The sequence below is a fragment of the Verrucosispora sp. FIM060022 genome, assembly GCF_003977705.1.
Lineage (GTDB): Bacteria > Actinomycetota > Actinomycetes > Mycobacteriales > Micromonosporaceae > Micromonospora > Micromonospora gifhornensis.
In genome coordinates this window covers 757,267-782,059 of the sequence record NZ_RQIV01000002.1, presented here as the reverse complement: position 1 = coordinate 782,059, position 24,793 = coordinate 757,267, and the positions used below count along the sequence as shown (strand labels likewise).

At 68.8% G+C, this 24,793-nt stretch carries 23 protein-coding genes and 1 tRNA gene; 5 read left to right on the top strand and 19 right to left on the bottom strand.

What is annotated here, in order from left to right:
• Positions 1–50: 50 nt before the first annotated feature.
• The 15 genes from EG812_RS10160 to EG812_RS10095 all read right to left on the bottom strand — a co-directional run bounded on the left by EG812_RS10160 (position 51) and on the right by EG812_RS10095 (position 16,739).
• Positions 51–893, bottom strand: coding sequence for a GntR family transcriptional regulator (locus EG812_RS10160; RefSeq protein WP_126711400.1), 843 nt, complete (start codon positions 891–893; stop codon positions 51–53).
• A 92-nt stretch (positions 894–985) separates the two neighbouring features.
• On the bottom strand, positions 986–1,735 hold the full coding sequence (gene trpA, locus EG812_RS10155) for a tryptophan synthase subunit alpha (RefSeq protein WP_013736339.1): 750 nt from the start codon (positions 1,733–1,735) through the stop codon (positions 986–988).
• Complete coding sequence (trpB, locus tag EG812_RS10150) at positions 1,732–2,925, bottom strand: tryptophan synthase subunit beta (RefSeq protein ID WP_013736338.1); 1,194 nt, start codon at positions 2,923–2,925, stop codon at positions 1,732–1,734. The genes trpA and trpB overlap by 4 nt, the downstream gene beginning before the upstream one ends.
• Before the next feature lie 109 nt (positions 2,926–3,034).
• Positions 3,035–4,288: an MFS transporter gene (locus EG812_RS10145; RefSeq protein ID WP_126711399.1), complete on the bottom strand. Its 1,254-nt coding sequence runs from the start codon at positions 4,286–4,288 to the stop codon at positions 3,035–3,037.
• Complete coding sequence (locus EG812_RS10140) at positions 4,285–5,529, bottom strand: ATP-grasp domain-containing protein (RefSeq protein ID WP_126711398.1); 1,245 nt, start codon at positions 5,527–5,529, stop codon at positions 4,285–4,287. The genes EG812_RS10145 and EG812_RS10140 overlap by 4 nt, the downstream gene beginning before the upstream one ends.
• A 54-nt stretch (positions 5,530–5,583) precedes the next feature.
• Positions 5,584–6,618: an SGNH/GDSL hydrolase family protein gene (locus EG812_RS10135; protein WP_126711397.1), complete on the bottom strand. Its 1,035-nt coding sequence runs from the start codon at positions 6,616–6,618 to the stop codon at positions 5,584–5,586.
• A gap of 49 nt (positions 6,619–6,667) precedes the next feature.
• Complete coding sequence (locus tag EG812_RS10130) at positions 6,668–7,732, bottom strand: helix-turn-helix transcriptional regulator (protein WP_126711396.1); 1,065 nt, start codon at positions 7,730–7,732, stop codon at positions 6,668–6,670.
• Between the two features lie 6 nt (positions 7,733–7,738).
• Complete coding sequence (locus EG812_RS10125; RefSeq protein WP_126711395.1) at positions 7,739–8,974, bottom strand: ATP-grasp domain-containing protein; 1,236 nt, start codon at positions 8,972–8,974, stop codon at positions 7,739–7,741.
• A 50-nt stretch (positions 8,975–9,024) separates the two neighbouring features.
• Entirely contained in the window at positions 9,025–9,675 is a 651-nt protein-coding gene (locus EG812_RS10120) for a LysE family translocator (RefSeq protein ID WP_013736332.1), read from the bottom strand.
• Between the two features lie 37 nt (positions 9,676–9,712).
• Positions 9,713–9,853, bottom strand: a complete 141-nt coding sequence (locus tag EG812_RS29075; protein WP_013736331.1) for a hypothetical protein — start codon at positions 9,851–9,853, stop codon at positions 9,713–9,715.
• Between the two features lie 31 nt (positions 9,854–9,884).
• The gene (locus tag EG812_RS10115) at positions 9,885–11,720 is read right to left on the bottom strand and encodes a carbamoyltransferase family protein (RefSeq protein ID WP_126711394.1); all 1,836 of its coding nucleotides are present in this window, start codon (positions 11,718–11,720) and stop codon (positions 9,885–9,887) included.
• A 38-nt stretch (positions 11,721–11,758) separates the two neighbouring features.
• The gene (locus tag EG812_RS10110) at positions 11,759–13,765 is read right to left on the bottom strand and encodes an iron-containing redox enzyme family protein (protein WP_126711393.1); all 2,007 of its coding nucleotides are present in this window, start codon (positions 13,763–13,765) and stop codon (positions 11,759–11,761) included.
• A 535-nt stretch (positions 13,766–14,300) separates the two neighbouring features.
• Positions 14,301–15,275, bottom strand: a complete 975-nt coding sequence (locus tag EG812_RS10105) for an SGNH/GDSL hydrolase family protein (protein WP_126711392.1) — start codon at positions 15,273–15,275, stop codon at positions 14,301–14,303.
• A 428-nt stretch (positions 15,276–15,703) separates the two neighbouring features.
• Positions 15,704–15,777: transfer RNA gene (locus tag EG812_RS10100), tRNA-Pro, on the bottom strand.
• Between the two features lie 68 nt (positions 15,778–15,845).
• The gene (locus tag EG812_RS10095) at positions 15,846–16,739 is read right to left on the bottom strand and encodes a metallophosphoesterase (RefSeq protein WP_043722212.1); all 894 of its coding nucleotides are present in this window, start codon (positions 16,737–16,739) and stop codon (positions 15,846–15,848) included.
• Positions 16,740–16,764: 25 nt separating this feature from the next.
• Here EG812_RS10095 and EG812_RS10090 point away from each other — a divergent pair, with 25 nt between their 5' ends.
• Positions 16,765–17,220, top strand: a complete 456-nt coding sequence (locus EG812_RS10090; protein ID WP_013736326.1) for a GatB/YqeY domain-containing protein — start codon at positions 16,765–16,767, stop codon at positions 17,218–17,220.
• Positions 17,221–17,286: 66 nt separating this feature from the next.
• On the opposite strand, the gene EG812_RS10085 is transcribed toward EG812_RS10090, so the two are convergent.
• Entirely contained in the window at positions 17,287–19,749 is a 2,463-nt protein-coding gene (locus EG812_RS10085; RefSeq protein ID WP_013736325.1) for a penicillin-binding protein, read from the bottom strand.
• 404 nt (positions 19,750–20,153) lie between these two features.
• On the opposite strand from EG812_RS10085, the gene EG812_RS10080 reads away from it, so the two are divergent.
• Positions 20,154–20,486 carry a WhiB family transcriptional regulator gene (locus EG812_RS10080; RefSeq protein WP_013736324.1) on the top strand — a complete coding sequence of 111 codons (333 nt, stop codon included), beginning with the start codon at positions 20,154–20,156 and terminating at the stop codon, positions 20,484–20,486.
• Positions 20,487–20,505: 19 nt separating this feature from the next.
• On the opposite strand, the gene bagB is transcribed toward EG812_RS10080, so the two are convergent.
• Genes bagB through EG812_RS10065 form a run of 3 tightly spaced genes read right to left on the bottom strand, consistent with a single transcriptional unit; the run spans position 20,506 to position 23,303 of the window.
• Positions 20,506–21,657 (bottom strand): ArsA family ATPase, encoded by a 1,152-nt coding sequence (bagB, locus tag EG812_RS10075; protein ID WP_199743838.1) that lies wholly within the window; start codon positions 21,655–21,657, stop codon positions 20,506–20,508.
• Between the two features lie 54 nt (positions 21,658–21,711).
• Positions 21,712–22,689 carry an ATPase BagA gene (gene bagA, locus EG812_RS10070; RefSeq protein ID WP_013736322.1) on the bottom strand — a complete coding sequence of 326 codons (978 nt, stop codon included), beginning with the start codon at positions 22,687–22,689 and terminating at the stop codon, positions 21,712–21,714.
• Positions 22,690–22,715: 26 nt separating this feature from the next.
• On the bottom strand, positions 22,716–23,303 hold the full coding sequence (locus EG812_RS10065) for an Rv0361 family membrane protein (RefSeq protein ID WP_013736321.1): 588 nt from the start codon (positions 23,301–23,303) through the stop codon (positions 22,716–22,718).
• Positions 23,304–23,629: 326 nt separating this feature from the next.
• Between EG812_RS10065 and EG812_RS10060 the strand changes: the two genes are divergently transcribed.
• Genes EG812_RS10060 through EG812_RS10050 form a run of 3 tightly spaced genes read left to right on the top strand, consistent with a single transcriptional unit; the run spans position 23,630 to position 24,740 of the window.
• A complete protein-coding gene (locus EG812_RS10060; RefSeq protein ID WP_013736320.1) occupies positions 23,630–24,085 on the top strand; it encodes a hypothetical protein in 456 nt (151 codons plus the stop codon).
• A 44-nt stretch (positions 24,086–24,129) separates the two neighbouring features.
• A complete protein-coding gene (sp36, locus tag EG812_RS10055; RefSeq protein WP_013736319.1) occupies positions 24,130–24,285 on the top strand; it encodes a Sp36 family protein in 156 nt (51 codons plus the stop codon).
• Positions 24,282–24,740 (top strand): RidA family protein, encoded by a 459-nt coding sequence (locus EG812_RS10050; protein WP_013736318.1) that lies wholly within the window; start codon positions 24,282–24,284, stop codon positions 24,738–24,740. The genes sp36 and EG812_RS10050 overlap by 4 nt, the downstream gene beginning before the upstream one ends.
• The last annotated feature ends 53 nt before the right edge of the window (positions 24,741–24,793 follow it).

Below are 24,793 nucleotides of genomic sequence, written 5' to 3'. Positions count from 1 at the left end.
TTCCCCGGCGGTGACGCGCGCTTCTTCGGCGGTGACGCGCGAGCGGTCGCCTACCGCACCGGTGCTTGCGGGGCCTGTCGCTCGTCGCCCGAGGCGGCCGGGGAGTGCACGGCACCCCACCGCACCGACAGTCGGGTCGCGGCCCGCTCGGCACGGATCTCCATGGCGTTGCCGACGATCACCGCCCGGTCGACCACCACTGCGGTGCCGTCGAGGGCCACTGTCGTCCGCTCGCTGACGAAGACGGGACTGCCGACCGGCTGGCGCAGGTGCCCGGCCACCGGCGCGGAGAGCACGCCCGGGACGATCCGCTCCGAGGCGCGCAGGATGGCGACTCCGCAGTCGGCCAGGGCGGCGTACAGCGACGTGGTGACGAAGTCGCGCTCCCGGATCGCCGCCCCCTGCGGCGACCGCACCCAGGAGACCTGGTGGATGGCGGGACGGCCGTTGAGCAGGCGCAGCCGTTCCAGGCGCAGGGTGCGCTCGCCGTCACCACCTGCGAGCCGGTCGGCCACCCAGGCCGGCGGGCGTCGCAGCCCGCTCGACAGGACCTGGGTGACCACCTCGTGGCCCTGCTCGCGCAGGTCCTCGGTGAAGCTGCGCAGCGTGTCCACCCGGTACGCCGCCTGAACCGGCGTGACGTACGTGCCCCGCCCTGCCTGCTGGACGATGAGTCCCTCGTCGGACAACTGTTGCAGGGCCTGACGCAGCGTCATCAGCGTGACGCCGTAGTGGGCGCTCAGCTCCCGCTGGGCGGGCAGCGCTTCGCCGGGCGCGTACTCGCCCTGGTGGATGCGGGACGCCAGGTCGACTGCGATCTGGCGGTACCGCGCGGGTGGCCGGCCACCGGATGCCGGCGCACCCGCTCCGGGCGTCGTCGTCGCATCACCCATGGGAGTCTCCCGTCCACCGCACCGCCGTACCGGTGCCCCAGTCTGGCGCACCGTGGGCGGCAGCGGCACAGGGCACCTGCCCAGGCCCGCGCTTACCCGCCGACTCCCACGACCACGCCGTCCAGCGCCGCCCGGAACTCCGCGATCGTGGCACCGATCTCCTCGGGGCCGGCACCGTCGAGCACCATCCGCATCAGCGCCGACGCCACCACGACACCGTCGGCGGCGTCGGCGGCCGCCACCGCATGGGCGGGCTGCGAGATGCCGAAGCCGAGCAGCACCGGCAGGTCGGTCATGGCCCGCAGCTCACGGGCGAGCCGGAGGGCGTCCTCGCCGAGCCGGTCACGCTCACCGGTGGTGCCCATGACGGACACGGCGTAGACGAAGCGTCGACTGCGCTGCGCGATGGCGGCCAGCCGCGACGGGGTGGTGGTGGGCGCGGCGAGCAGGACGAGGTCGACCCCGGCCGCCGTGGCCGTCGCCTCCAGCTCGTCCACCTCGTCGATCGGCACGTCGGGCACGATCAGCCCGCTGACGCCGGCCGCGGCGAGATCGGCGCAGAACGACGGGTTGTGGATCACCAGGTTGTAGTACGTCATCGCGATGAGCGGTACGTCGACGTTCAGGCCGGTGAGGTCGTCGAGGATGGAACGCACCGTGACGCCCTGTTGCAGGGCGTGGTGCGACGCCTGCTGGATCGTCGGCCCGTCGAGGATCGGGTCGGAGAACGGGAGCCCGATCTCGATCATGTCGGCGCCGTGGCGCGCGTACTCCTCGACGTACCGGGTCCAGTCGGGTCGGATGCCGCCGGTCACGTAGGGAACCAGGAGTTTGCCGCTCATGCCGCTTCCCGAATGGTGTGGATGTCCTTGTCGCCGCGCCCGGACAGGGTGACCAGCACGGTGCAGAAGGGGGGCAGTTCGCCGCTCTCGGCGGCCCGGATCACCCAGGCGATGGCGTGGGCCGATTCGAGGGCCGGCAGGATCCCCTCGGTGCGGGCCAGTCGCCGTACCGCCGGGATGACCTCCTCGTCGCTGACCGTGACGTAGCGGGCCCGCCCGGAGTCGTTGAGGAAGGCGTGCTCCGGGCCGATGCCCGGGTAGTCGAGCCCGGCCGCGATCGAGTGCGCCTCGCTGACCTGACCGTCCTCGTCCTGCAGAACGTACGAGCGGAAGCCGTGCAGCACACCGACCCGGCCGAAGGCGACCGCCGCCCCACCCTCGGCCTCCACGCCGATGAGCTGCGCCGGGGTGTCGACGAAGCCGGCGAAGGTGCCGGCGGCGTTCGAGCCGCCGCCGATGCAGGCCACCACGTAGTCGGGCACGCCGGTCCGCAGCTCGGCGGCGCACTGTGCGCGGGCCTCCTCACCCACGACCCGCTGCAACTCCCGCACGATCCACGGGTACGGGTGCGGGCCCATCACGGAGCCGATGCAGTAGTGGGTGTCGTCGACCCGGGTGACCCAGTGCCGCAGGGCCTCGCTTGTGGCGTCCTTGAGGGTGCGGCTGCCGCCGGTGACCGGAATGACCTCGGCGCCGAGCAGTTCCATCCGGAACACGTTGAGTGCCTGCCGCTCGACGTCCTTGGCCCCCATGTAGACGGTTGCTTCCAGGCCGAGCAGCGCGGCGGCGGTGGCCGTCGCGACGCCGTGCTGGCCGGCACCGGTCTCGGCGATCAACCGCGTCTTGCCCATCCGGCGCGCCAGCAGGGCCTGACCGAGCACGTTGTTGATTTTGTGCGAGCCGGTGTGGGCGAGGTCCTCCCGCTTGAGCAGCACGTTGATGCCGAGCTCGGCGGAGAGCCGCCAGGCCGGGGTGAGTGCGGTCGGGCGGCCGGCGTACACGGCGAGCAGTCGGTCGAGGTCGCGGCGGAAGCGCTGATCCGCCCACGCCTCCCGGAACGCCTCCTCCAGCTCGGCGCAGGCGGGGATCAGCGACTCGGGCACGAAGCGCCCACCGTGCCCACCGAACCTGCCGCGCTCGCCGGGATCGGCCATGAGGCTGCCGTTGGGCAGCACCGTCAGGTCCGTCACGTCGGCTCCATCTGTTCTAGAACTGTTGCCTGTCAGCATGGCACACCGACAGGTCGGGCGGAAGCCCGACCTGTCTAGAACTCTCGCCGTGGGCGTGACGGAAGGTCGCTCACCCCACCTTCTCCGGAGCAGCCTTCCGGTCGTCGGCATCCGGCTGGCCCCGCATCGTCCGCAGCGGCGAGAAGTAGACCGGCAGGACGGCGACCAGGCTCAGCACGGCACCCACCCACAGGGTCTCGCGCAGCCCGATCTGCTCACCGAGGAACCCGCCGAGGAACGAGCCGATCGGCATGGCCCCGAAGACGAGGAAGCGGATGGTGGCGTTCATCCGGCCCTGCAACTCCTGCGGACACAGCTGCTGGCGGATCGCCATGCTGTTCACGTTGTTGATCACCAGGCCGGTGGAGACCAGCGCGTTGCCCGCTCCCGCGAGCCAGAGTCGCCAGTCGGCGTCGGCGAGCGGTACGACCAGGCCGGCGACACCGGCCACGGCCATGCCGACCCAGACCGTCGGCCCCGGCCCGAGCCGTACGCTGATCCGCTGGACGACGAAGGCGCCGACCAACCCGCCCAGCCCGCCGATGGCGAACCACAGTCCCACCGTTCCGGGGGAGATGCGCAGCTGCTGGGCGAGCAGCACCACGACCACCGTCCCGGTGACGTACACCCCGAGGTTGAACAGCGCGCCCGAGACGGCGAGCGCCCGCAGGACGCGATGCCGGAAGACGTACGACAGCCCTTGTCGGATCTCCCCGACGAGATGGCTGCTGGCGCCCCGGACGGGAAGGGCCTCCCGCATGCGGATCCGGCTCACCGCCAGCGCCGAGGCCAGGTATCCACCGGCGACGGTGAGCACCGCGAGCGGGGGCCCGAACCACTGGACGAGGTAGCCGCCGAGCGTCGGGCCGCCGACCTGGGCGACCGACCGGGTGCTCTCCAGCTTCGCGTTGCCCTCGACCAGCTGTCCGCGTTCGAGCATCAGTGGCAGATAGCTCACGTACGCCGTCTCGAACAGCAGGGTGCCGACGCTCACCCCCAGCGCGACGATGTAGAGCTGGGTCAGCGTCAACACACCCAGGTAGGCCCCCACCGGAACCCACGCCAACAGCAGGCCGCGGCCCAGGTTCGCGGCGATCATGATGGGACGTTTGCGCCGCCGGTCCACCCACGCTCCGGCGGGAAGGCCGACCAGGAGAAACGCCACGGTCTGGAACGTCGCCAGCAGACCGGCCTCGAAGGCGGTCGCGTCCAGGGCCAGGATCGCCACCAGGGGCAGTCCGACACGGCTGAAATGCGTGCCGAACTGGCCCAGGGTCTGCGCGGTCCACAGCAGCCGGAAGTCGTGATGCCCCAGGAGTGTCACGTGTGGAAACGGATCTTCTCGTCGACCAGCACGCAGGTGTCGACCGCCGCATCCGCGTCCGCCCCGGTGGCCAGCACGTAACCGGAACTGCAGTCGGCAAGCGTGTGGATCGGGGTGATCACGTCGCCGGGGTTCTTGTGCACGACCGCGCCGACCGGAACGTCGACCAACTCGCCGAGCAAGGGGAGGTACACGTCGGCCAACTCGCCGGGCGGTACCCGCTTCACCACCGCCGGGATGTCCTCGGCCACCGTGATGTCGCGGATCTTCCCGGGCTCGGGCCGCAGGAACCGGATCGCTGCTCCCGCGCTGGGCTGCGGGGCTTCGGCAGGCAGTTCGTCGATGCCCAGTGGCACGGTCAGCCACATCCGCGCCAGATCCAGGCCGTACGCCCGGCGTACCAACTCGGGGATGGCGTGACCACCGAGCCGGGCGTGCGACTCCAGCACCCGGGGACCCCGGTCGGTCAGGACGAACTCGCTGTGCGACGGGCCCTCGGTCAACTCGACCGCGTCCAGCAGGCGCACGGTGAGATCACGAAGCTCCGTCAGGTGTGCCGCGGCGAGCCGGCTCGGCACGCTGACCTGCCACTCGACGTGGTGCGAGTTCACCAGGTACTCGGAGTATCCGACGGGCAGGTGCCGTCCGGCGAAGGAGAACGACTCCACGCTTACCACCGGGCCGGCGAGGAACTCCTCGGCGAGCACCGAGGTGTTGCCGGCCTCGGTGTGCCGGTGCCAGGCGTCCCGCAGCCCGGCGGCGTCGTCCACCCGCAGGATGTGCCGGCTGGCGGCACCGTCGATCGGCTTGAGGACGACCGGGCCGCCGATCTCCGTGAGGAAGTCGAGCGCCTCCTGCTCCGACCCCACCACCCGGTACCGGACGGGGCTCAGGTCGTACTTGGCGAGCCGCTCGCGCATCAGCGCCTTGTTCTTCAGCAGTCGCGCGGTCCGCTCCGAGGTCCCGGGCAGACCGAGGCCGTCCACCACGTGCCCGGTGGGTACGCCCCACGGCTCCGAGACGGTAAGCACCCGGTCGAAGGGCCGCTCCTCGTGCAGTGGTCGCAGCACCTCGAGCATCGCCGGACCATCGGCCAGCGGCGCGTGCACGATCCGCTCGCAGTGCTCACGGATCGACTCCTCGTACTGGCCGGGCTGGTGGACCAGCACGACGTCGACGCCCAATTCCCTGGCTCCCTTGATCGGGGCGGGTCGCCCCCCGATCACGGCTACTCTGAACATCAGTTGAGCACCTTTTCGTGGTGATTCGATGGCTTCCTGGTCATCGGCCGGGTCTCAGGACAGGCCGAGTTGCTCGGCGAGCAGCGCGGCGACGATGTCGTTGCCCTCGTCGGTCAGGTGGGCCCGGTCGACGTACAACCAGGTCTGGTCGGTCACGGCCGCGCGCAGCACCGGGTTGAGGTTCACGAACCGTACGCCCCGCTTCTCGCAGGCCGGTGCGAGCGCGTCGGCGTATCGCTGCCCGGCCTCCACCGAGGCGACGTCGCCGTACAGCGCCTCCCAGGTGCCCAGCTTGGAGATCCGGTCCAGCTCGTCGAAGATCAGCTTCTCCTGGGGTGCGGTTTCCTCCCGCAGCCAGGTGGCCAGCGGCTGCAGCACGAAGGAGACCCGGGCGCCGGTGGCCGCGGCGAGCACCTGCCAGCTGTCCAGGTGCCGGCCGACCAGGTCGACCGCGCTGGCGATCGCGTCGTCGAGCTCCGGGCGTACCTCGTCGGGTGAGGGCCAGGCCGGCACCGTCGGCTTGTTACGGCGACCGAAGCCACGGGACGACTTGCGGTGCCGGGACTTGACCTCCTCCATCTGCTCGAAGAACTCGCCGCAGAAGTAGAACGGGCCCTGGTCCGCGCGGTGCATCTCGACGAGTCGGGACATCACCAGGGTGTTGAAGCCGCTGAAGATGACGATCTCCTCGACCGGCGGCAGCAGGTGCCGGTAGAGCAGGAACAACAACAGCTCCTGAGTAGAGTTGTAGCAGTGCCCGGCGTACGTGAACCACGGACGCGACGGGGCGTGCTCGGTCCACAGTCGCGAGGCCATGGTGGCCGCGTCGCTGGTGGAGCCGTAGCCGAGCGGGACGGAGCCGCCGACCAGCAGACGGACCGGACCCTCAGGCATGCTGCTGCCGACCGACGCCTGCTCCGTGGCACCGTGCGAGATGCGGAAACCCAGCCGGTCGGTGTTGATCGCGTCCGACCGGTAGTTCGGCCGGTTGAAGTACATCAGGTACGGCACGTACTCGGTCTCGCCGCGCGACGAGAAGTCGTCGTACTGCAGCATCTGGGGCGTCAGGATCTCACGCTGGAGCTTCATCTCTGCTCGGCTCTCCTTGTCGGTACGGGGGAAGGGCGACCTGCACGGGTCACCACAGCGGGCTGATGTCGGTCCGGCCGGACTGCTCGGAATCGATCACCTCGTCGGTGAGAATCCCGAGCTGGGCGATCTTGATGCCGGCCTGGAACCGGCTGGACACATTGAGGCCCTTCAGGATCGAGGAGATGTGCCGCCGGCAGGTACGCAGGGCCATGCCCAGTCGATTGGCGATCGCCTCGTCCTTCAGCCCCGCGGACATCAGCCGGAGGATCGCCATCCTGGTGTCCAGGGAGACCTCGTCCATCTGGTCCTCGGGCAGTTCGAGCGGGACCGCGTTGGCCCAGAGGTGCACGAACGTGCGGTACAGGTACTCCACCACCAGCTCGTCGGAGATGACCGCCGCGCCCCGATCCGCTGCTGTCGGGGCGTCGACGGGGATGAACGCCAGCTTGCGATCGAAGATGACCAGGCGCTCGAAGCTCGCCGCGGTGGTACGGATGCCTCCACCGTGCTCCGCGACCGCCTTGGCCCGGGCGACCAGGCCCAGATTGGAGCGGGCCGTGTGGTGGTAGAGGAACTGGCACCGCAACCCACGTTCGAAGATCGAACTCGCCGACGTCGCGGAGGCGCTGAAGTGGTCCTGCGACCGCAGGCCGCCCGGACGCAGTGAGTGGATCTCCGTGGTGCAGCGCAGGATCGCGGCGTCAATCTCGTCGCGGAGGGCCTGCTCGCCACGGACGACCCGGACGCCGTCGCGCTGCCTGCCGTCCTTGGCCAGCTGGGCCAGCCGCCTGCTGATCGACTGGATCACCCGGCCGTTGGTGGCCATCGCCTCCTCGCGCTGCCGGATCTCATCGCTGAGCGGCGCGTTGAGAATGCTCAACGCGATCTCGGGATGCACCGCCGTCAGGCCACCGTCGTCGGCACGGGACAGCAACCGGCGTCGCAGCAGACTCTCGCAGGCGTGGGCCCAGTCGCTCCGGCTGATGCCGACCTCCGGCGGCGGGCAGTCGGCGTCGATCCGGTTTCCCAGCACCGCGAACTCGTACGCCCTGGACTCGATGCTGCTCAACGGGCCGCGCGGATGGCTGAGGAAGGACAACGAGGCGGTCATCACGGGTCAGCCCGCGACCGGCAGGTCCGACTGGCTGGGCACGCACTCCAACCAGAGCTGGCCGGCCGTACGGCGGATGGCCTTCTCCACGTCGTCGGTCGCCGCCCCGGAGAACCGGAACCGGGCCCCGACGTGCTCGTAGCCGCCGGCCTTCGGAATCACGGTGCCCACGTCCGGGATCACCCGGGCGTAGGGCCACTCGGCCGGTGGCAGGTCGAGTTCCGCCACGGTGATCCGGCAGGGCGCGGGCACCGGGGTCGGCACCAGGAGCCAGCCGCCGACCCGCTGACCGCTGATCGACCGTACGATCGGGCGGCGGCCGAGTTGGATGTGCACCGCGGCCTCCACCAGATCCACGCCGTGCACCTCGCGCCAGACGAACGGGATCTCCGCGCCGCCGACCCGGGAACCGGCTTCCAGGAAGTTGATCCGGATGCTGCCGTCGGCCCGGTGTCCGACGAACGCCTCCATGTGGAACACCCACGGCTCGTCACCGAAGGCGGCGCAGGCCCTGGCGAGGAACTCGCCAAGCGGGCCGAGCAGCTCGGGGTCGTCCACCTCCACCGAGCCGAGCACATCCCCGGCGGCGAACTCCATGCAGGTGTTCACGTAGCGCGAAGCCCGCCAGGCACCCAGTTCGGAGCCGGTCCAGAGGCCGTCGATGTGGAAAACCTGATCCGGGCAGAAGGTCTGCACCATCCGTGGTTCGGGCGCGAGCCGGTCGAGTTGGACCAGATCATCGACCGAGTTCAGGCGCAACACGTCCCGGCTCGCCGTGCCGCGTCGTGGTTTGACGATCACCGGCCAGCCGTGCAGGTCCGCGAAGCGCACGACGGCCTCGGTGTCGGGCGCGTCGGCGAACTCCGGGATGGCGACGCCGCCCGCCACCACGGTCTGCGCCATCACCAGCTTGTCGCGGAACGGAGCGAGCCGGTCGGGATGATCACCGGCCACCGCCAGGTGGGCGCGCAGCTCGGCCGCCGTGTCGAGATCGCCCTCGTTCAGGGCGATGATCCGTTCGGGCCGGCCGAATCGCTCGATCAGTCCGTCGGCAGCGGCACTCACCAGGTCCAGGCGGTCGGTGGCCGCGACGATCGACACGGCGGAGGCCGCGGCAGGTACCGAAGCGGTGGCCAGTTCGGTGCATATGTAGGTGACGTGGTGGAGGTCGTGGTCGAGGTAGTCCGCGTACCCGGCGTGGTGGTCACGCCAGCGGTGAATGATCAGAATGTGCGGCTTCATCAGGACGGCCTCCTCGCGTCTGCGTCGATGTCCCGATTCGAACGGGTGAATCACTGTCGGGGTGCTGCTGCTTCCGTTCGGTCGAAGGCCATGCTCACGGCGAGGCCGATGAGCACCGTCCCCATGGCGTAGCGCTGTGCCCGCAACCAGGTCGGCTTGCGGGCGAGGAAGGAGGAAACCGAGCCTGCGGTGAGCACGATCAGGCAGTTGACGGTGAGCGCCACCGTGATCTGGATCAATCCCAGGGAGAGGCTCTGCGCCGCGATGTCACCCTTCGCCGGATCGACGAACTGCGGGAGCAACGACACGTACAGAACGGCGATCTTGGGATTCAGCAGGTTGGTCATCAGGCCCATCGTGAACAGCTTCCGGGGCCTGTCGATGGGCAGATCCTTGGGCGAGAACGCCGACTGGCCGCCGGGTTTGATGGCGTTCCAGGCGAGCCACAGCAGGTAGCACGCACCGGCGATCTTGATTGCCGTGTACATGGTCGGTACCAGCGCGAACACCGCGGAGACGCCGGTCACCGCGGCGAGCAGGTAGGCGAAGAACCCGACCGCGACGCCGAGCAGGGAGATCAGGCCGGCGGCCCGGCCCTGGGTGATCGACCGGGAGACCAGGTAGATCATATTTGGACCTGGGGTGAGTACCATCGCCAGCGCCACCGCGGCGATGCCCAACCCTGCGTCGATACCGATCACGTGCTGCTCTCCTGGTTCTGCCGACCGGTGGCCGGTGTCAACGCGGTCTCTCGTCGAAAATCCAGTACGTGCTCAGCTCCGGCTGCCACTTGCGACGGAGCGGATCGCGGAACAGTCGAAAGAAGATGCCGACCGGCACGAATACCAGAAAGTAGATCAACGACCATAAGATTTTCATGATCAATCCTTGTGGGCGAAGTGGTGGTCGGTCAGTCCAGGGCGATCTCCTTGCGCCAGTCGCCCTGCTCTCGCCACGCGGGTTGGTCGGCCTTGTTCAGCAGGAAGTTGCCAAGCGCAAGCAGGTCGATGTTGGTGCGCATGAAGCACTGGTACGCGTCGTACGGCGTGGCCACGATCGGCTCACCACGGACGTTGAACGAGGTGTTCACCAGCACCGGGCAGCCCGTCACCTGCTTGAACGCGGTCAACAGGCGGTGATAGGTCGGGTTCGACGACGCGGTCACCGTCTGGACCCGCGCCGAATGGTCGACGTGGGTGACCGCCGGGATGGTCGAACGGTGGACCTTCAGCCGGTCCAGCCCGGTGGCCTGCGCCGACTCTTCGGCGTCCAGTCGCCGCTGCTTCGCGACCGGTGCCACGACCAGCATGTACGGGCTCTCCTGGTGCAGGTCGAAGTACTCCTCGACCTCCTCGGCCAGCACCGATGGCGCGAACGGCCGGAACGACTCCCGGAACTTGATCTTCAGGTTCATCGTCGACTGCATGTCGACGTCACGGGGGTCACCGATGATCGACCTCGCCCCGAGCGCACGCGGACCGAACTCCATCCGGCCCTGGAACCAGCCGACGATCTTGCCGGTGGCCAGCTCCTCCGCCACCTGCTTGGCGATGGACTCCTCGTCCAATCGGGTGTACGGCACACCCAGGTCGTCCAGGAAACGCGCGATCTCCTCGTCGCTGAACCCAGGACCGAGCAGCGAGGAGGACATCCCGTCGCCGCCCTCGGCGAGATGTGCGCGCGGCGCACCGAGTTCCGCGGCCACCATCAGCGCGGCACCCAGGGCCCCACCGGCGTCACCGGCGGCAGGCTGCACCCACACCGAGTCGAAGACCTTCTCCTGGATGACCTTGCCATTGGCCACGCAGTTCAGCGCCACGCCACCGGCCAGGCAGAGGTTGGCCTCACCGGTCAACTCGCGGGCGGTCCGGGCCAGCTTGAGCACCACCTCCTCGGTGACCAGCTGCACCGACGCGGCCAGATCGAACTCCCGCTCGGTCAGCGGGCTCTCCGGCTCGCGGCGCGGCCCGCCGAACAACTGCTCGAACCCGCGACCGGTCATGACCTGACCGCGCAGGAACTCGAAGTTGCTCATGTTGAGCCGGAACGAGCCGTCGTCCTTGACGTCGATCAGATGCTGCCGGATCACGTCCGCGTAGCGCGGCACGCCGTACGGGGCCAGGCCCATGAGCTTGTACTCGCCGGAGTCGACCTTGAATCCGCAGAAGTAGGTGAACGCCGAGTAGAGCATGCCCAGTGAGTGCGGGTACCTGATCTCCGCCAGGTGGCGGATCCGACTGCCCTGGCCGTGCCAGAGCGTGGTGGTGGCCCACTCACCGACGCCGTCGATGCACAACACCGCTGCCGACTCGTACGGGCTCGGCAGGAAGGCGGAGGCCGCGTGGGATTCGTGATGCCGCCGGACGTTGATCTCCGGGACCGCGCCCTGCCCCAGCTCGGCAAGCGAACGGCGCACCCGCCCGACCGTGTCGCGCTTCCAGGACGTCCATTCCGGTAGGACCCGGGTGAAGGCCTCCAGGGAGAAGGGCGACGAGGCGGCAAAGCTCGTCAGCACCCGGCCGAACTTCAGCTTCGGATCCTCGTAGTAGGCGACCGCATCCACATCGTCGAGTCCGACACCGCCTTCAGCCAGGCAGTACTTGACCGCCTCCGCCGGAAAGGCCGGGTCGTGGCGCTTACGGGTGAAGCGCTCCTCTTGAGCGGCTGCGATGGGCCTTCCGTCCCGCACCAGCACGGCCGCGCTGTCGTGGTAGTAAGCGGACAGGCCCAGAACCAGCTTTCCCACGATCGATCTCCTCAGTGTGGGTGTGGTGCGTCGGTCGATCAGATGGCGGCGAGCGATCTGCTGGCCTTGCGGGCGCGACGAAACGCCCGCCGGGCCAGCAGGCCGGACGGTGGGTTGAGCGATCGGAACCCGGTGCGTACCCGTTCCCAGACCTCGGCGACCGCACCGGCGCCATGGGACACGGGCAGCGAGGCGAGGTAGGTGTCGACCGCGTCGGCGGCCCAGGCGGAGTGCCCGGTGGCGACGTTGTCGATGGTGTTGTGGATGTCGACGAACTTCGTGGAGAAGCCGTACTTCTTCAGCGCCTGGCGCGCCCGCCGGTAGGTGCCACCGACCCCGGACAGCTCCATGGCCAGGTTCAACCCGAGGATCTCCGGCATGAACGTACGCGGAAAACGTCCGATGCTCAGCCAGTACACCGGCAGCTCGAAGGACTCGTCCCGGAATCCGTCCCACATGGCGAATTCCCGCGACGCGGTCGGCGGCACCTTGATGTCCATCTCGGCGAGCACCTGCCGGTAGATCAGCGGATGGTTCAGCCGAGGCACCCCGTTGCCGAGCTCGTCCCAGTAGGTCTCGAACAGGAAGTAGCCCTGTTCCGAAGCCGCGTGTTCGTAGTCGGTGAACCCCTGCAGCCAGGCGCCGTCGATAAGCGTCAACGGTGCCAGCTGCACGGTGGAGTCGATGAGTTCTTCCCGGGTCGGCATCGGGGTGGTGGCGGACGCCTCGAAGTCACGTCCCTGCCGGTCGTGCTGCTCGACCAGCCAGGGGCGCAGACCTTCGCGTCCCCAGACCTCGGGCAGGCGCTGCGGATCCGACGCCATCCTGTGCCGGGACCGAGCCAGCCAGCCCCGCACATAGTCCAAGGCGAACCGGCGGATCGCCGGGGTGTCCGTCCGCTGCTGGAGCAGGTGGTACGCCTCCCGGATGTCACCGGGCTCCCGGCCCTCGTCGACCGGGCCGGCCATGACGGTCGCCAGCAGCTTCGCCGACACGGCATCTGCCTCAGTTGCCGCTTTCGGCGGCTCGGGCTCGGGCTGCCGGGTGGGCAGTGAGTCGATCCATCGGCGGATGACAAGCAGGTCGGCCGGAGAGAAGACCCGGAACATCGGGCCACGCTCACTGACCAGGCCATTGACAAGCGGACTGTCCGCGGATCGGCCCGGCTTGACCAGGCGGCTCTTCGCCAGCTCGGTCAGCAGCTCGCTGGGGTCGGTCCGGGCGTCGTGGAGCCAGTCGGACAGCGATCGACCGGCGATGGCGAAAACCTGGTGGTACACCGCGCCCTCGCGGGCCCGGTGACGCAACAGCTCGGCCATCTCGTACGCCGGGTCGCGGGCGTTGTCGAGCTCGGCGAACAGGCTTGCGCTCCACCGCTTCAGCACCGTGAACGCCCACCGGAAACCGGTACGCACCCGAGCCAGCTCACCGTCATCGAACCCGTGCTCGACGATCGCCAGGCAGAGCTGGAGCCCCGAGGGCTCATCGTCGGCCCGGGCGGCGGACGGGTCGATCGCGGTCCAGTCCACGAGCTGCGGATGCACCTGACGCACCAGTCTCAACGCCGGCAGCAATCCGACCGTACGCAGGCACAGGTCAGCGCCGACGAGTTCGGGCCGGAAGTCCTCCGGTCGCCTGCTCATCGCCAGCAGAGTCGCGGCCAGGTGGAAGTGGTGGTCCGCCACTCGAGGGTCGTGCACCAGCCGGGCCACCGGAGCGGCGTGCTCGGACAGGTGCAGTTGACGGAGCAGGGACAGATAGACACTGCCTCGGGAATCCTGCGGCCGACCGACACCGACATCCGAGGCATAAAGGGCCAGGATGCGCAACACGGTCTCGTCGTCGGCATTGCCCGGTGCGCTCTGCCACTGCAACCAGGCGCCCGACCGCAGCGCGAGTGGTGCCGCCGCCAGCGCGGCGCGGCGGACGAGGGAATCCGTGGTCAGTGGGTCCGCAGAACTGCTGACCAGTCCCTCGAAGCGACCGGCCTCGGCGGCACACCACCGCACCGCCTCGTTCCGCAGCTCATCCAGTGGGGTCGGCATGGGCTCACGACCGGCGATATCACCGATCTCCGCCTGGATCTGTTCGATGAATGGAGTTCCGGGAAATGAGGTCTCGGGATCAACCGCGATGACATAGAGCCGGCGAGAGTGATCCTGTTGACCAAGCTGTCGGGCGGCATTCCGACCCGACTCGTGGACCGCATTCGTTGACACTGTCAATCCCTCGACTAGTCCGCACACACGCCCGTAACCGGGCGTTTACACCTTGCGTCGTCGCGAGGAGTTCGGAGCGGAGGTATCGTCCGTTCACTCCAAAAGGGTCGTCCCGAGACGCTTCGGCTCAACTGGCTTCCGACTGCGCCTGAAGCGATTCGGTCCGGCACGGAAAGCACGGCAGAACCCTGCTCTCCATTACTGGTACGAAAGGTGAGGCGCCGCTGTTGCGGGGCAAGCTAGAACATCGGATAGATCGAGGCGTCGTTCTTCGGCTTCTTCTTGCGACCGAAGATCTTCCCGAAGATCCTGCGCAGCAGGTTCATGTTCCCGTCCTCACTTCTGATGATGAACCGATGGTCTAGCGCGACAGATCCAGCTCCCTGGCCAGCAACTGCGCCACCAGGTCGAGTCCGTAATCGGTCATGTGCGCTCGATTGACATAGAGCCAGCTGTCGTCCGCGGCGCTGCTCGCGAGGAGAGGATTGATGTCCAGGAAGTTGACATCAATTTTCTCGCAACCCAACTGCAGTAGTTCGGCGTACCTTCGGGCCGTCTCCCTGGTGGCGATGTCACCGAACAACTCCCAGAAGTTCGAGATCTTGTCCAGCTCGTCGAAGAGTCGTCTCTCCTGGGGTGCGGCCGTCTCGCGTACCCAGGTGGCCAGGGGTTGCAGCACGAAGGTGATCCTGGTGTCGGTGCCGGCGCAGAGCTGCTTCCAGGACTCCAGGTGCCGGATCGTCAGCGCTGCGGCGTCCGCGATCCGCACCTGGAGCGGGCGGACCGGTTCGTCGCCGCCGGTCTGCTGACCGCCTGACCCGAAGTGGTGCGTCCGGAACTGGGACTTGAGTTTGTCCATCTGGCCGAAGTAGTCGCCGCAGTTGAAGAATGCGCCGTCATCACCGCGTTGGCTGGCGGGAAGTCGCGCCAGGGCCAGGTTGTTCAGCCCGGAGAGGATGACAATTTCCTCCACCGGCGGCAACAGGTGCCGATAGAAGAGGAAGAGCAGCAGTTCCTGAGCGGAGGAATGACTGCGCCCGGCGAAGTTCAACCAGGGTCGTGACGGCGCATGGGTGGTCCACAGTCGCGAGGCGAGCGTCGCCTGATCACAGGTCGCTCCGATGCCCATTGCCATCGAACTGCCCGCCAGCAACCGGACCGGACCGTTTGCCGGCTCACCACCCGCCGAGGTCTGACTGTCGGTGCCGTGAGAAATGCGAAAGCCCAAGCGATCGGTGTTAATTACGGGAGATCGGTAGTTGACCCGGTGGAAATACATCACATAGGACATCCAGCGGGCCTGGCTGCGATGGTCGAAATCGTCATATACGAGCATCTGCGGCGTCAACTCGGAGCGCGCCGAGCTAGGACAACGCACTGTTCCCCCCATTGAAAATTCCCAGCCAGGGCTCACAACCCGTACGATCGCTGTTTCGGTCAGTACGGTAACACGATGAGTGGTGGGGAGACAGTGGTGAACGTCAAAGAACCGACACCTGTCTGGTTTATCCTGAGTTGAGCGGAGGATTCCTAAACAAGCAAATATTGAGCGGATCTCAGTACGTTTGCGGTAGCAATTTGTATTAGCAACGAGCTGCCCTGGTTGAGACGGGCGGCAGTGTCACCCGGAATCGGGCGACTTGCGGCAGTGTGATCGGACTCTAGTGCACCGTCTCGCACTCCGGGGGGCGGGTCCTGTGTCCCGAGCCGTGGATAGAACACGAGGCCCCGATCAGCGTGTTGCTGATCAGGGCCTCGCATCTGTCGGGGTGGCCGGATTCGAACCGACGACCTCTTCGTCCCGAACGAAGCGCGCTACCAAGCTGCGCCACACCCCGAGGCGTGCCGACAAATAGTAGCCCACCCGTCCCGAGGGTCAAACTCGGTACCCCCGGGGGCGGGACGGTCAGCGGGGAATCAGGGTGAGCAGGCTGGCCTCGGGGCGGCAGGCGAACCGGACCGGCGCGGTCGGGTGGGTGCCGAGACCGGCGGAGACGTGCAGCCAGGCGTCCGAGCCGGGCCAACGGTGCAGGCCCTTCGCCATCGACCGGGGCAGCCCGCAGTTGGTCACCAGCGCCCCCACGCCCGGTACGCAGACCTGGCCGCCGTGCGTGTGACCGGCGAGCAGCAACGCGAAGCCGTCGGCGGCCATCTCGTCGAGCAGCGCCGGCTCGGGGGAGTGGGTCAGTGCGATGGAGAGATCCGCCGAGGCGGAGACCGGGCCGGCCACGGCGGTGTAGTCGTCCCGCTCGACGTGCGGGTCGTCCACACCGGCCATGTCGATCGCCCGACCGCCGGCCTTGACGGTGCTCCGCCGGTTGTTCAGATCGGCCCAGCCGGCCCCGATGAGGACGTCTCGCAGCTCCTCGGAGGGCAGCTCGACCCCCTCGGTGTACTCCCGGTCCGGCAGGAAGTAGCTGAACGGGTTCTTCCAGACCGGCCCGGTGTAGTCGTTGGAGCCGAAGACGAAGGCACCGGGGTAGTCGAGCAGCGGTTGCAGCGCCCGGAGCACCCCCGGCACCGCCTCCGGATGGGCCATGTTGTCGCCGGTCACCACGACCAGATCGGGATCGAGGGCAGCCAGCGAGGCCACCCAGTGCTGTTTGCGTACCTGGTTGGGGGTCATGTGCAGATCGGACAGGTGCAGGACGCGCAGCGGCTCGGTGCCGGCGGGCAGCACCGGGACGTCGAAGCGCCGCAGCGTGAACATGTTGCGCTCGACCAGGGACGCGTACGCCAGGGCAGCGGCGCCCGTCGCGACGGTGGCCGTCGCGAGCCGGAATAGTGTGCGCTTTCGCATGGCGATCAGGGTAGTTTGGGCGTCCATGAGCACGCTGAAGGACCGCCTCACCGCCGACATGCGCGCCGCCCTCAAGGCCCGCGACGAGTTGACCACCTCCACCCTGCGGATGGCCCTGGCGGCCGTCGGCACGGCTGAGGTCGCCGGCAAGGCCAAGCGCGAGCTCAGCGACGACGAGGTGCTGGCCGTGCTGACCAAGGAGGCCAAGAAGCGTCGGGAGGCCGCGACGGCGTTCTCCGACGCGGGGCGTACCGAGCAGGCCGCCAAGGAGACCGCCGAGGGTGAGGTGCTGGAGCGTTACCTGCCGCAGCAGCTCTCCGACGCCGAACTGACCGATCTGGTCGCGGGGGCGCTCGCCGCGGGCGGCTTCACCGGCAAGGCCCAGATGGGCCCGGCGATGAAGGCGGCCCAGGCGGCCGTGGCCGGCCGGGCCGAGGGAGGCCGGGTGGCCGCCGAGGTACGCCGCCAGCTCGGTCTCTGAGCTGTCGAAGAAAACGGGCGGGCACTCCGTGAGGAGTGCCCGCCCGTTCGGCGTTACAGGTCGCGGTCAGCCGCCAGGACGGTCTGTCCCCGGCCGGGTGGGCGGCCCGTTGCCCGGTCGACCATTGCCGGGTCGACCGTTGTCGTCGTCGTCATCGTCGTTGTTGCCTCCGCCGCCGGCGCTGACCGTGATGGTCACGATGCCGCCCTTGATGGTGCGGCCCTCCGGGCTGGTGCCGGCGGCGCTGCCGGCCGGGCAGTCCGAGGTGACCCGAGCGCTCGACACGATGGGCGTGAAGCCGGCACCGGAGAGGCGGGACTTCGCCTGGTCGATGCTGAGGCACCGGACCCCGGGGATGCTCCGCTGGTCGCCCAACGCGATCTTCTGGCCCGGCGGGTCGAAGTTGATCGCCTTCTTGCCTGCCATGGCGGCCTTGAGCGTCTGGAAGACCGGCGGGTTGATGCCGTCGGCCGGCTTGTGCTTCATCTTCACGTTGGTCTGCGGCCAGTCCGGGTCGGCCAGGATGCCGGCCACCGCGTACTGCTTGGTCATCGCGACCAGGGAGGCGGACTTCTCCGCGTCGGTGGTGCCGGACTTGCCGGCGATCGGCTTGCCGACGATCCAGCGGCCCTCGGCGGCCGTACGGCTGCCGCCGCACTTGCTGGTGGAGGAGTTGTCACCGACCGGGCAGCGGGCTGCGTCGACGGCCGCGCGGGCCACCTCCGTGCTGATCCGTTTCTCGCAGCGCGGGTTGGCCACGTCCAGCTTGTTGCCGTTCAGGTCGCGGATCTCCTGCACCGGGGTCGGCTCGCAGTACTTGCCGTCAGCGGCCAGTGTGGCGTACGCGTTCGCCAACTCCAGCGGCGTGGTGTCCGTGACGCCGAGGGTGAACGCGCCCCACTGGTTGGCGGCCGTCTTGTCGTTGGCCCAGTCGTTCTCCTTGGTGACCCGGAACTGGATGCCCAGCCGCTTGGCCGCGTCGACCACGTTCGCCGCGCCGATCTGCTGTTGCAGCGGCACGAAGTAGGTGTTGGTCGAGGCCGAGAAGGCGCTCCACATGTCCTTCACGCCGCCCGGCTGCTTGTTCGAGTTGGTCGGGCAGTAGAAGTGCGTGCCCGGGCAGGTGGCCGGGGCGCCCTGGCGGAGGATGTACTCGGACTTGAACTGCTGCGGCGCGTTGATGGTGTAGCTGAGGGGGATGCCCTTCTCCAGCGCGGCCACGATGGTGAAGATCTTGAACACCGAGCCGGCCTGGTAACCGGTGATGCCGTCACCACCGGTCAGCAGCGGGTTCACCGTGTTCGGGTAGTTGCCGAGCTTGCCCTTGGCGCGCTGGACCGGGTCGCTGTGCGGGCGGTTCTTCGGGTTCTTCGGGTTGTCGAGCTTGAAGTTCCGGTTGACCGACAGGGCGCGTACCCGACCGGTGCCGGGCTCGATCACGGCGATCATCACGGCTTCCTTGGCGGTCACCGGCTTGGCGGCGCGGACCGCCTTGTCGGCACCGTCCTGGGCCTGCTTGTCCAGCGTGGTGACGATCGTGTAGCCGCCGCTCTTGAGCCGCCGCTCCCGGTCGTACGAGGTGGCGCCGAACGTCTCCTGCGACATCCACCAGCGGTAGAAGTAGTCGCAGAAGAAGCCCCAGGCGTTCTTGTTGGTGGCGACGCAGCCGTTCGGCGCGCGCTTGCCCTTCACCACCAGCTTGACGGCCTTGGCCTTCTCGGCCTGCTCCTTGGTGATCGCCCCGGTGGTGACCATGTGGTCGATCACGTAGTCGCGCCGGGCGACCGCCTGCGGGTAGCCGCTCTTGGTGGTCGGGTCGAACGAGGTGGGGGCCTTGACCAGGCCGGCCAGCATGGCGGCCTCGTCGATCGTCAGGTCCTTGGGCTTCTTGTTGAAGTAGACCTGGCTGGCGGCGAAGACGCCGTACGCGCCGTTGCCGAAGGCGGCGAGGTTCAGGTAGCGCTCCAGGATCTCGTCCTTCGACATCTCCTTGTCGAGCTGGATCGCGTAGCGCATCTCGCGCAGCTTCCGCGCGCTGGTGTCCTCGGTCGCGGCGAGCACGTCGGCGGGGTGCGTCGCCGTGTAGGCGATGCTCATCCGGACGAACTGCATGGTCAGCGTCGAGGCGCCCTGCCGGTCGTTGGTGGCGGAGCTGTTGTTGACGAAGGCGCGGGCCACGCCGTTGAGGTCGACTCCGTTGTGCTTGTAGAAGTCGTGGTCCTCGGCGGCGATGATCGCTGCGCGCATGTACGGCGAGATGTCCTCGAACTTGACGTCGCGTCGATTCTCGTCGTACATCGTGGCCAGCGGCGTCTTGCCGTCAGAAGCGAGCAGATAACTGATTTGGGGGGCGCGGGCCATGGTTAGTTCCCCCGGCAGCGCACCGAAGGTGTCTGCACCCGCCTTCGCGGCCAAACCCGACATCGCCACCGCGGGAAAGGCCGCGGCGGCGACGACCACGCCGGCCAGCAGCCCACAGATGAGCAGCGATGCGGCATTGGTCAGGACGTTATGGTCACGTTTCCGCATCCAGGTCACCTCGACAGGGTACGCGAACAGGTAACGAGCGGCGCTGGGGCGTCTTTTCCCCATTTCCTGCGCGCGCCGGTCTCGTTGTGCTAGACGCGTGGCACCGGGTGTCCGGTTGCGTGATTCCGTGCTGAGTTTCCTCCACGCGGGGGCGGCTCGCAGCGTTTTCGCGGACTCCGGTGGGGTAAGCGGCGGACCCTGGCCCGAGAAGCCGGGGTTGTCCGGAATGATGGATTTGGCCGACAACGTTGCGTAATCGGGCAACTACAGAGCATGATGGGGGCGGCGAAAGCGCCACATGAGTCGTCCGTGCCGCCTTGGGGTGAGGCGTGCCGGTCGATCGGGGGGAATTGCCGGCTGGCCCGCGACGGCGTCGGTAGTACTGCAAGGGGGGACGAGTACAGATGGGCATGATCACTGACTGGCCGTCGCTGGCGGCGTGTCAGAACGGGGACCCGGACGCGTTGTTCGTACAGGGCGCCGAACAGAACGTGGCGAAGCGGATCTGCCGTAGCTGCCCAGTCCGGTACGAGTGCCTGGCCGACGCGCTGGACAATCGGATCGAGTTCGGCGTGTGGGGCGGCATGACCGAACGCGAACGCCGGGCGCTGCTGCGCCGCCATCCGCAGGTCGCCAGTTGGCGCAAGATGTTCGAAGCGGCGATGAAGAAGAACGCCAAGGACAAGAGTGGCAAGGACAAGATCCTCGTCACCACCGGCGCGGTCGGCAACGACTGATCGCCGCACCGACCGCCGTTCAGGAGCGGCTGATCGCCGCTGCGATCGTGCGTAGCCCGTCGACGTCGTGCACGTCGGCGGGCTGCGCTGTCACCGACACGGTCGGCACCTGCGGGAACTCCTCGGTGAACCGCGCGGCAACCTGCTGTTCGCGGACCGCCTGTTCGGCCAGGGCGGCGTGCGCGAGCAGCACCTCGACCGTGCCCTCGTGGCCACCGACCGACCGCAGCCGGTCAGCGGCGGCCCGGCTGGCCTGAGCGTCCAACTCGGGCACCGCCGGACGGTGCACCCGGTTGAGCACCAGACCGACGAGCGGCATCTTCTCCTCGCGTAGCCGCCCGGCAAAGTAGGCGGCCTCCCGGACCGCGTCCGGCTCGGGCGCCGCGACCAGCAGAAACGCGGTCTCGCGGGCCTGCAGGATGCGGTACGTCTGCTCCGCGCGCTGCCGGAAGCCGCCGAACATCGAGTCGAACGCGGCGACGAAGCCGGACAGGTCGGTCAACAGCTGCGTGCCGAGCACCTTCTGCACGACCCGGGAGAACATCCCGAAGGACGCGGTGACCAGGCTGAACATGCTCCGACCACCGGTACGCGCCGGGGCGAGCAGCAGCCGCAGCATCCGGCCGTCGAGAAACCGGGACAGCCGGGCCGGTGCGTCGAGGAAATCCAACGCCGAGCGGGACGGCGGGGTGTCCACCACGATCAGATCCCACTCGCCCCGGGCGTGCAGCTGACCCAGCTTCTCCATGGCCATGTATTCCTGGGTGCCGGAGAAGGTGGAACTCATCGCCTGGTAGAAGGGGTTCGCGAAGATCTCCGCTGCCTTCGCCGGGTCGGTGTGCGCGAGCACCACATCGTCGAAGGTGCGCTTCATGTCCAGCATCATGGCGTGCAACTCGCCGCCGCTGGCCTCGACGTCGATCCCCTTGACCTGCCGGGGCGTGTTGTCCAGCTCGGTCAGGCCGAGCGACTGGGCCAGCCGCCGGGCCGGGTCGATGGTGAGCACCACCGTACGCCGGCCGTGCTGTTCGGCCGCACGGAGCGCGAGCGCTGCGGCCGTGGTCGTCTTGCCCACTCCGCCGGCCCCGCAGCAGACCACGATCCGTACGCCGGGGTCGGCCAGGATCTGGTCGACGTCCAGCGGTGGCGCGGCGTTGTCGGAAGGCACCAATCGAGCGTATCGGGCCAACCCCGCTGACGTGTCAGCCCGACGTCAAGGTGTGAGTCAATCGCCCCTCAACAGGGCTGCGGCGAGGACGTCGAGGCCGGCTCGGTCCATCCCACCGGGCAGCAGGGGCAACTCCACAAGCGGTATGCCCAACTCCACCAGGTCAGCGCGGAGCGAATCCTCCAGTTCCCGGCGGATCACCTGGTCACGTGCCTCGTCGTGCAGGCCGGCGACGAGCCGCTGCTCGACCGGCAGGCCGGCGGCGCGCAGCCCGTGCTCCAGCTCCGCCTCGGTGACCAGCTGTCCCGTCGGCAGCGGCGGTCGGGCCGCGTTGATGATCACTTTGCCCACGCCGAAGCCGAGCGAGGTCAGCTCTCCGATCGCGTCGATCGTCTCCTGCACCGGCATCTCTTCGAGCAGGGTCACCACGTGCACGGCGGTCATCGGCGAACGCAGCAACGCCGCGACCCCCTCGCTCTGGGTCTTGATCGGGCCGACCTTGGCCAGCCGGGCGGTCTCGGCGGTCACGTTCAGGAATCGGCCGATCCGACCGGTGGGTGGGGCGTCCAGCACCACGGCGTCGTACACCCGTCGCCCGTCGGCGGTGCGGGTGGTGGCCTCCTTGACCTTGCCGGTGAGCAGCACATCGCGCAGCCCGGGGGCGATGGTGGTGGCGAAGTCGATCGCACCCAGCTTGCGTAGCGCCCGGCCGGCCGCGCCGAGCTTGTAGAACATGTCCAGGTATTCCAGCAGCGCCTCTTCGGCGTCCACCGCCAGCGCGTACACCTCGCCGCCGTCGCGTGCGTCCACCAGGTGCCGCTCGGCGTACGGCAACGGCTGCGTGCCGAAGAGTTGCGCGATGCCCTGACGCCCCTCCACCTCGACCAGCAGGGTGCGACGCCCACCGGCGGCCAGGCCCAGGGCCAGCGCGGCAGCCACGCTGGTCTTGCCCGTGCCGCCCTTGCCGGTCACCACGTGCAGGCGGGCGGGCCAATCGGTGCCGGCCCGGTCGGCCGGTCGCTGCGTTGCTCCCACCTGTCGAGCCTATCCATCCGGCGGGCTCAGGCGACCTCGCAGACCCACCAGCCCGTCTTGCGGATCACGGTGAAGCGCAGATCCTGGTTGGCGATCTTCTCGTCGGCCGTGGTCACCGTCACCGTGGTGGTGACCGTGGCACGGTCACCGGTCTCGTTGTCCACCTTCGGCGTGTCCCAGCGGAACCGGGGGCTCTGGTGAGCCGACAGGTATTCCTCGACCTCGGCGACCTTGGCGCGGATCTTCTGCTGGTCCCGGGCGGAGCTGCACACCAGGCGGGACGCCTTCGCCGCATCCCGTTCCTGGTAGATCGCGGTGAGGAACTCGTCCACCGCCACGGAGGGCTCGGGTGCGCCCTCGCCGGACTCGGCGTTACGCACCGTCAGGAACGCGGCCACGCCGCCGCCGGCGCAGAGCACCAACACCACCGCGAGCGCGAGCGCGGCCAGCAGGGCACCGCGCTTGCGGGGCGGCCGGCCGGCCGGTGCCGCGTGCGGCGGGTAACCGGTCGGCGGGTAGCCGGGCGGGGGATAACCGGGCGGGGGTGGCGAGGTGGGCGGGGGCGGCGGTAGTTCCGTGGGGCCGGTCGGGCCGCTGGTGGGTGGCTGGGTCATCGCGTCCCCCCGGTATGGGCGCATCGCCGCGGGGCGTCGGCGAGCGATGGGATCGGGCGGCCGGGCAGGGTGCCCGTCCAGACGGGAAGGGTAGCGGTCCGGGTGGGGACTGCGGGGGGCGTGGTGTCTGTCGGGCGCGGGCGCGATCACCGTACTGCTGGACAGGTGTCACAAATGCGACCGAACGCCCCTGGCGCGCGCGTCTTGGTTGATGGGACCTGCGGGCCGTCCTACGGTCGCTCCGGCACGTCCGGGGCCGGGGTCGGAGGCAGCGGCTCCGGATCGTCGGGGGTGCCGTGACCAGGTACGACGCCCGGAGGAAGCGCATGCGCGACACGGAAAACACCCCCCGAGCCCAGTTCCCGTCCGGGGCACGCGGGGGCGGCCGGCCGGTCGGGGTCGGTGCCCTGGGCCGGCTGCCGGTCAACGAGCGGTCCTATCGGCGTCCGGTCGATCCGCCGGGCCTGGAGCCGGCCGGTGGGCGGGACGAGGAGAGCCCCGGGTACGTCATCCATCTGCCGATCAAGGTGACCGACCTGGCCGCCGCGACCACCCTGGCCGGCCGGGTGGCCACCTCCCTGAACTTCCTGCCCGAGCTGGACGCGGGGGAGACCGAGGTGTCGACCGCCGACGACCAGAACAACCGCCACCGCGTCTTCTGCGATCTGCTGCTGGCCGACCGCACGCGTTGCCCCCAGCCGTACGACCATCGGGGCCCCTGCGGGGACCTGCCGACCACACCCGAACCGCGTCCCGCCTCCGAGCCGAGCGGTGGACCGTAGGCTGTGGCCCGAAGTGTCCATGCCACCGAGGGAGTTCTCCGACGATGCAGAAGTGGGAATACGCCACCGTCCCGCTGCTGGTCCACGCGACCAAGCAGATCCTCGACAACTGGGGTGAGGACGGATGGGAACTCGTCTCCGTCGTACCCGGACCGAATCCCGAGCAGCTCGTCGCGTACCTGAAGCGGCCGAAGGCGTGAGCGGGCCGCACGCCAAGCTGGCGGAGCTCGGGCTGGCGGTGCCGGAGGTGGTGCCGCCGGTGGCCAGCTATCTGCCGGCGGTGCAGTCCGGCCAGCACGTCTACGTCTCCGGGCAGCTGCCGATCTCGGCCGGCAAGTTGCTGGCCACCGGCAAGGTCGGCGCCGGCGTCTCCGCCGATCAGGCCAAGCAGCTCGCCCAGCAGTGTGCGCTCAACGCGCTCGGCGCGATCGACGCGCTGGTCGGCCTGGAGAACGTCGTCAAGGTGGTCAAGCTGACCGGCTTCGTCGCGAGCGCGTCCGGCTTCACCGGCCAGCCCGCCGTCATCAACGGCGCATCCGACCTCTTCGGTGCCGTCTTCGGCGAAGCCGGCCGCCACGCCCGCAGCGCCGTCGGCGTCGCCGAACTCCCCCTCGACGCCCCCGTCGAGGTCGAAGTAATCGTCGAGGTCGCCTGACCCCGCTCCCTCTCCCGCGATCTTGCACTTTCGGTCGGGACGAAACGCGCTAA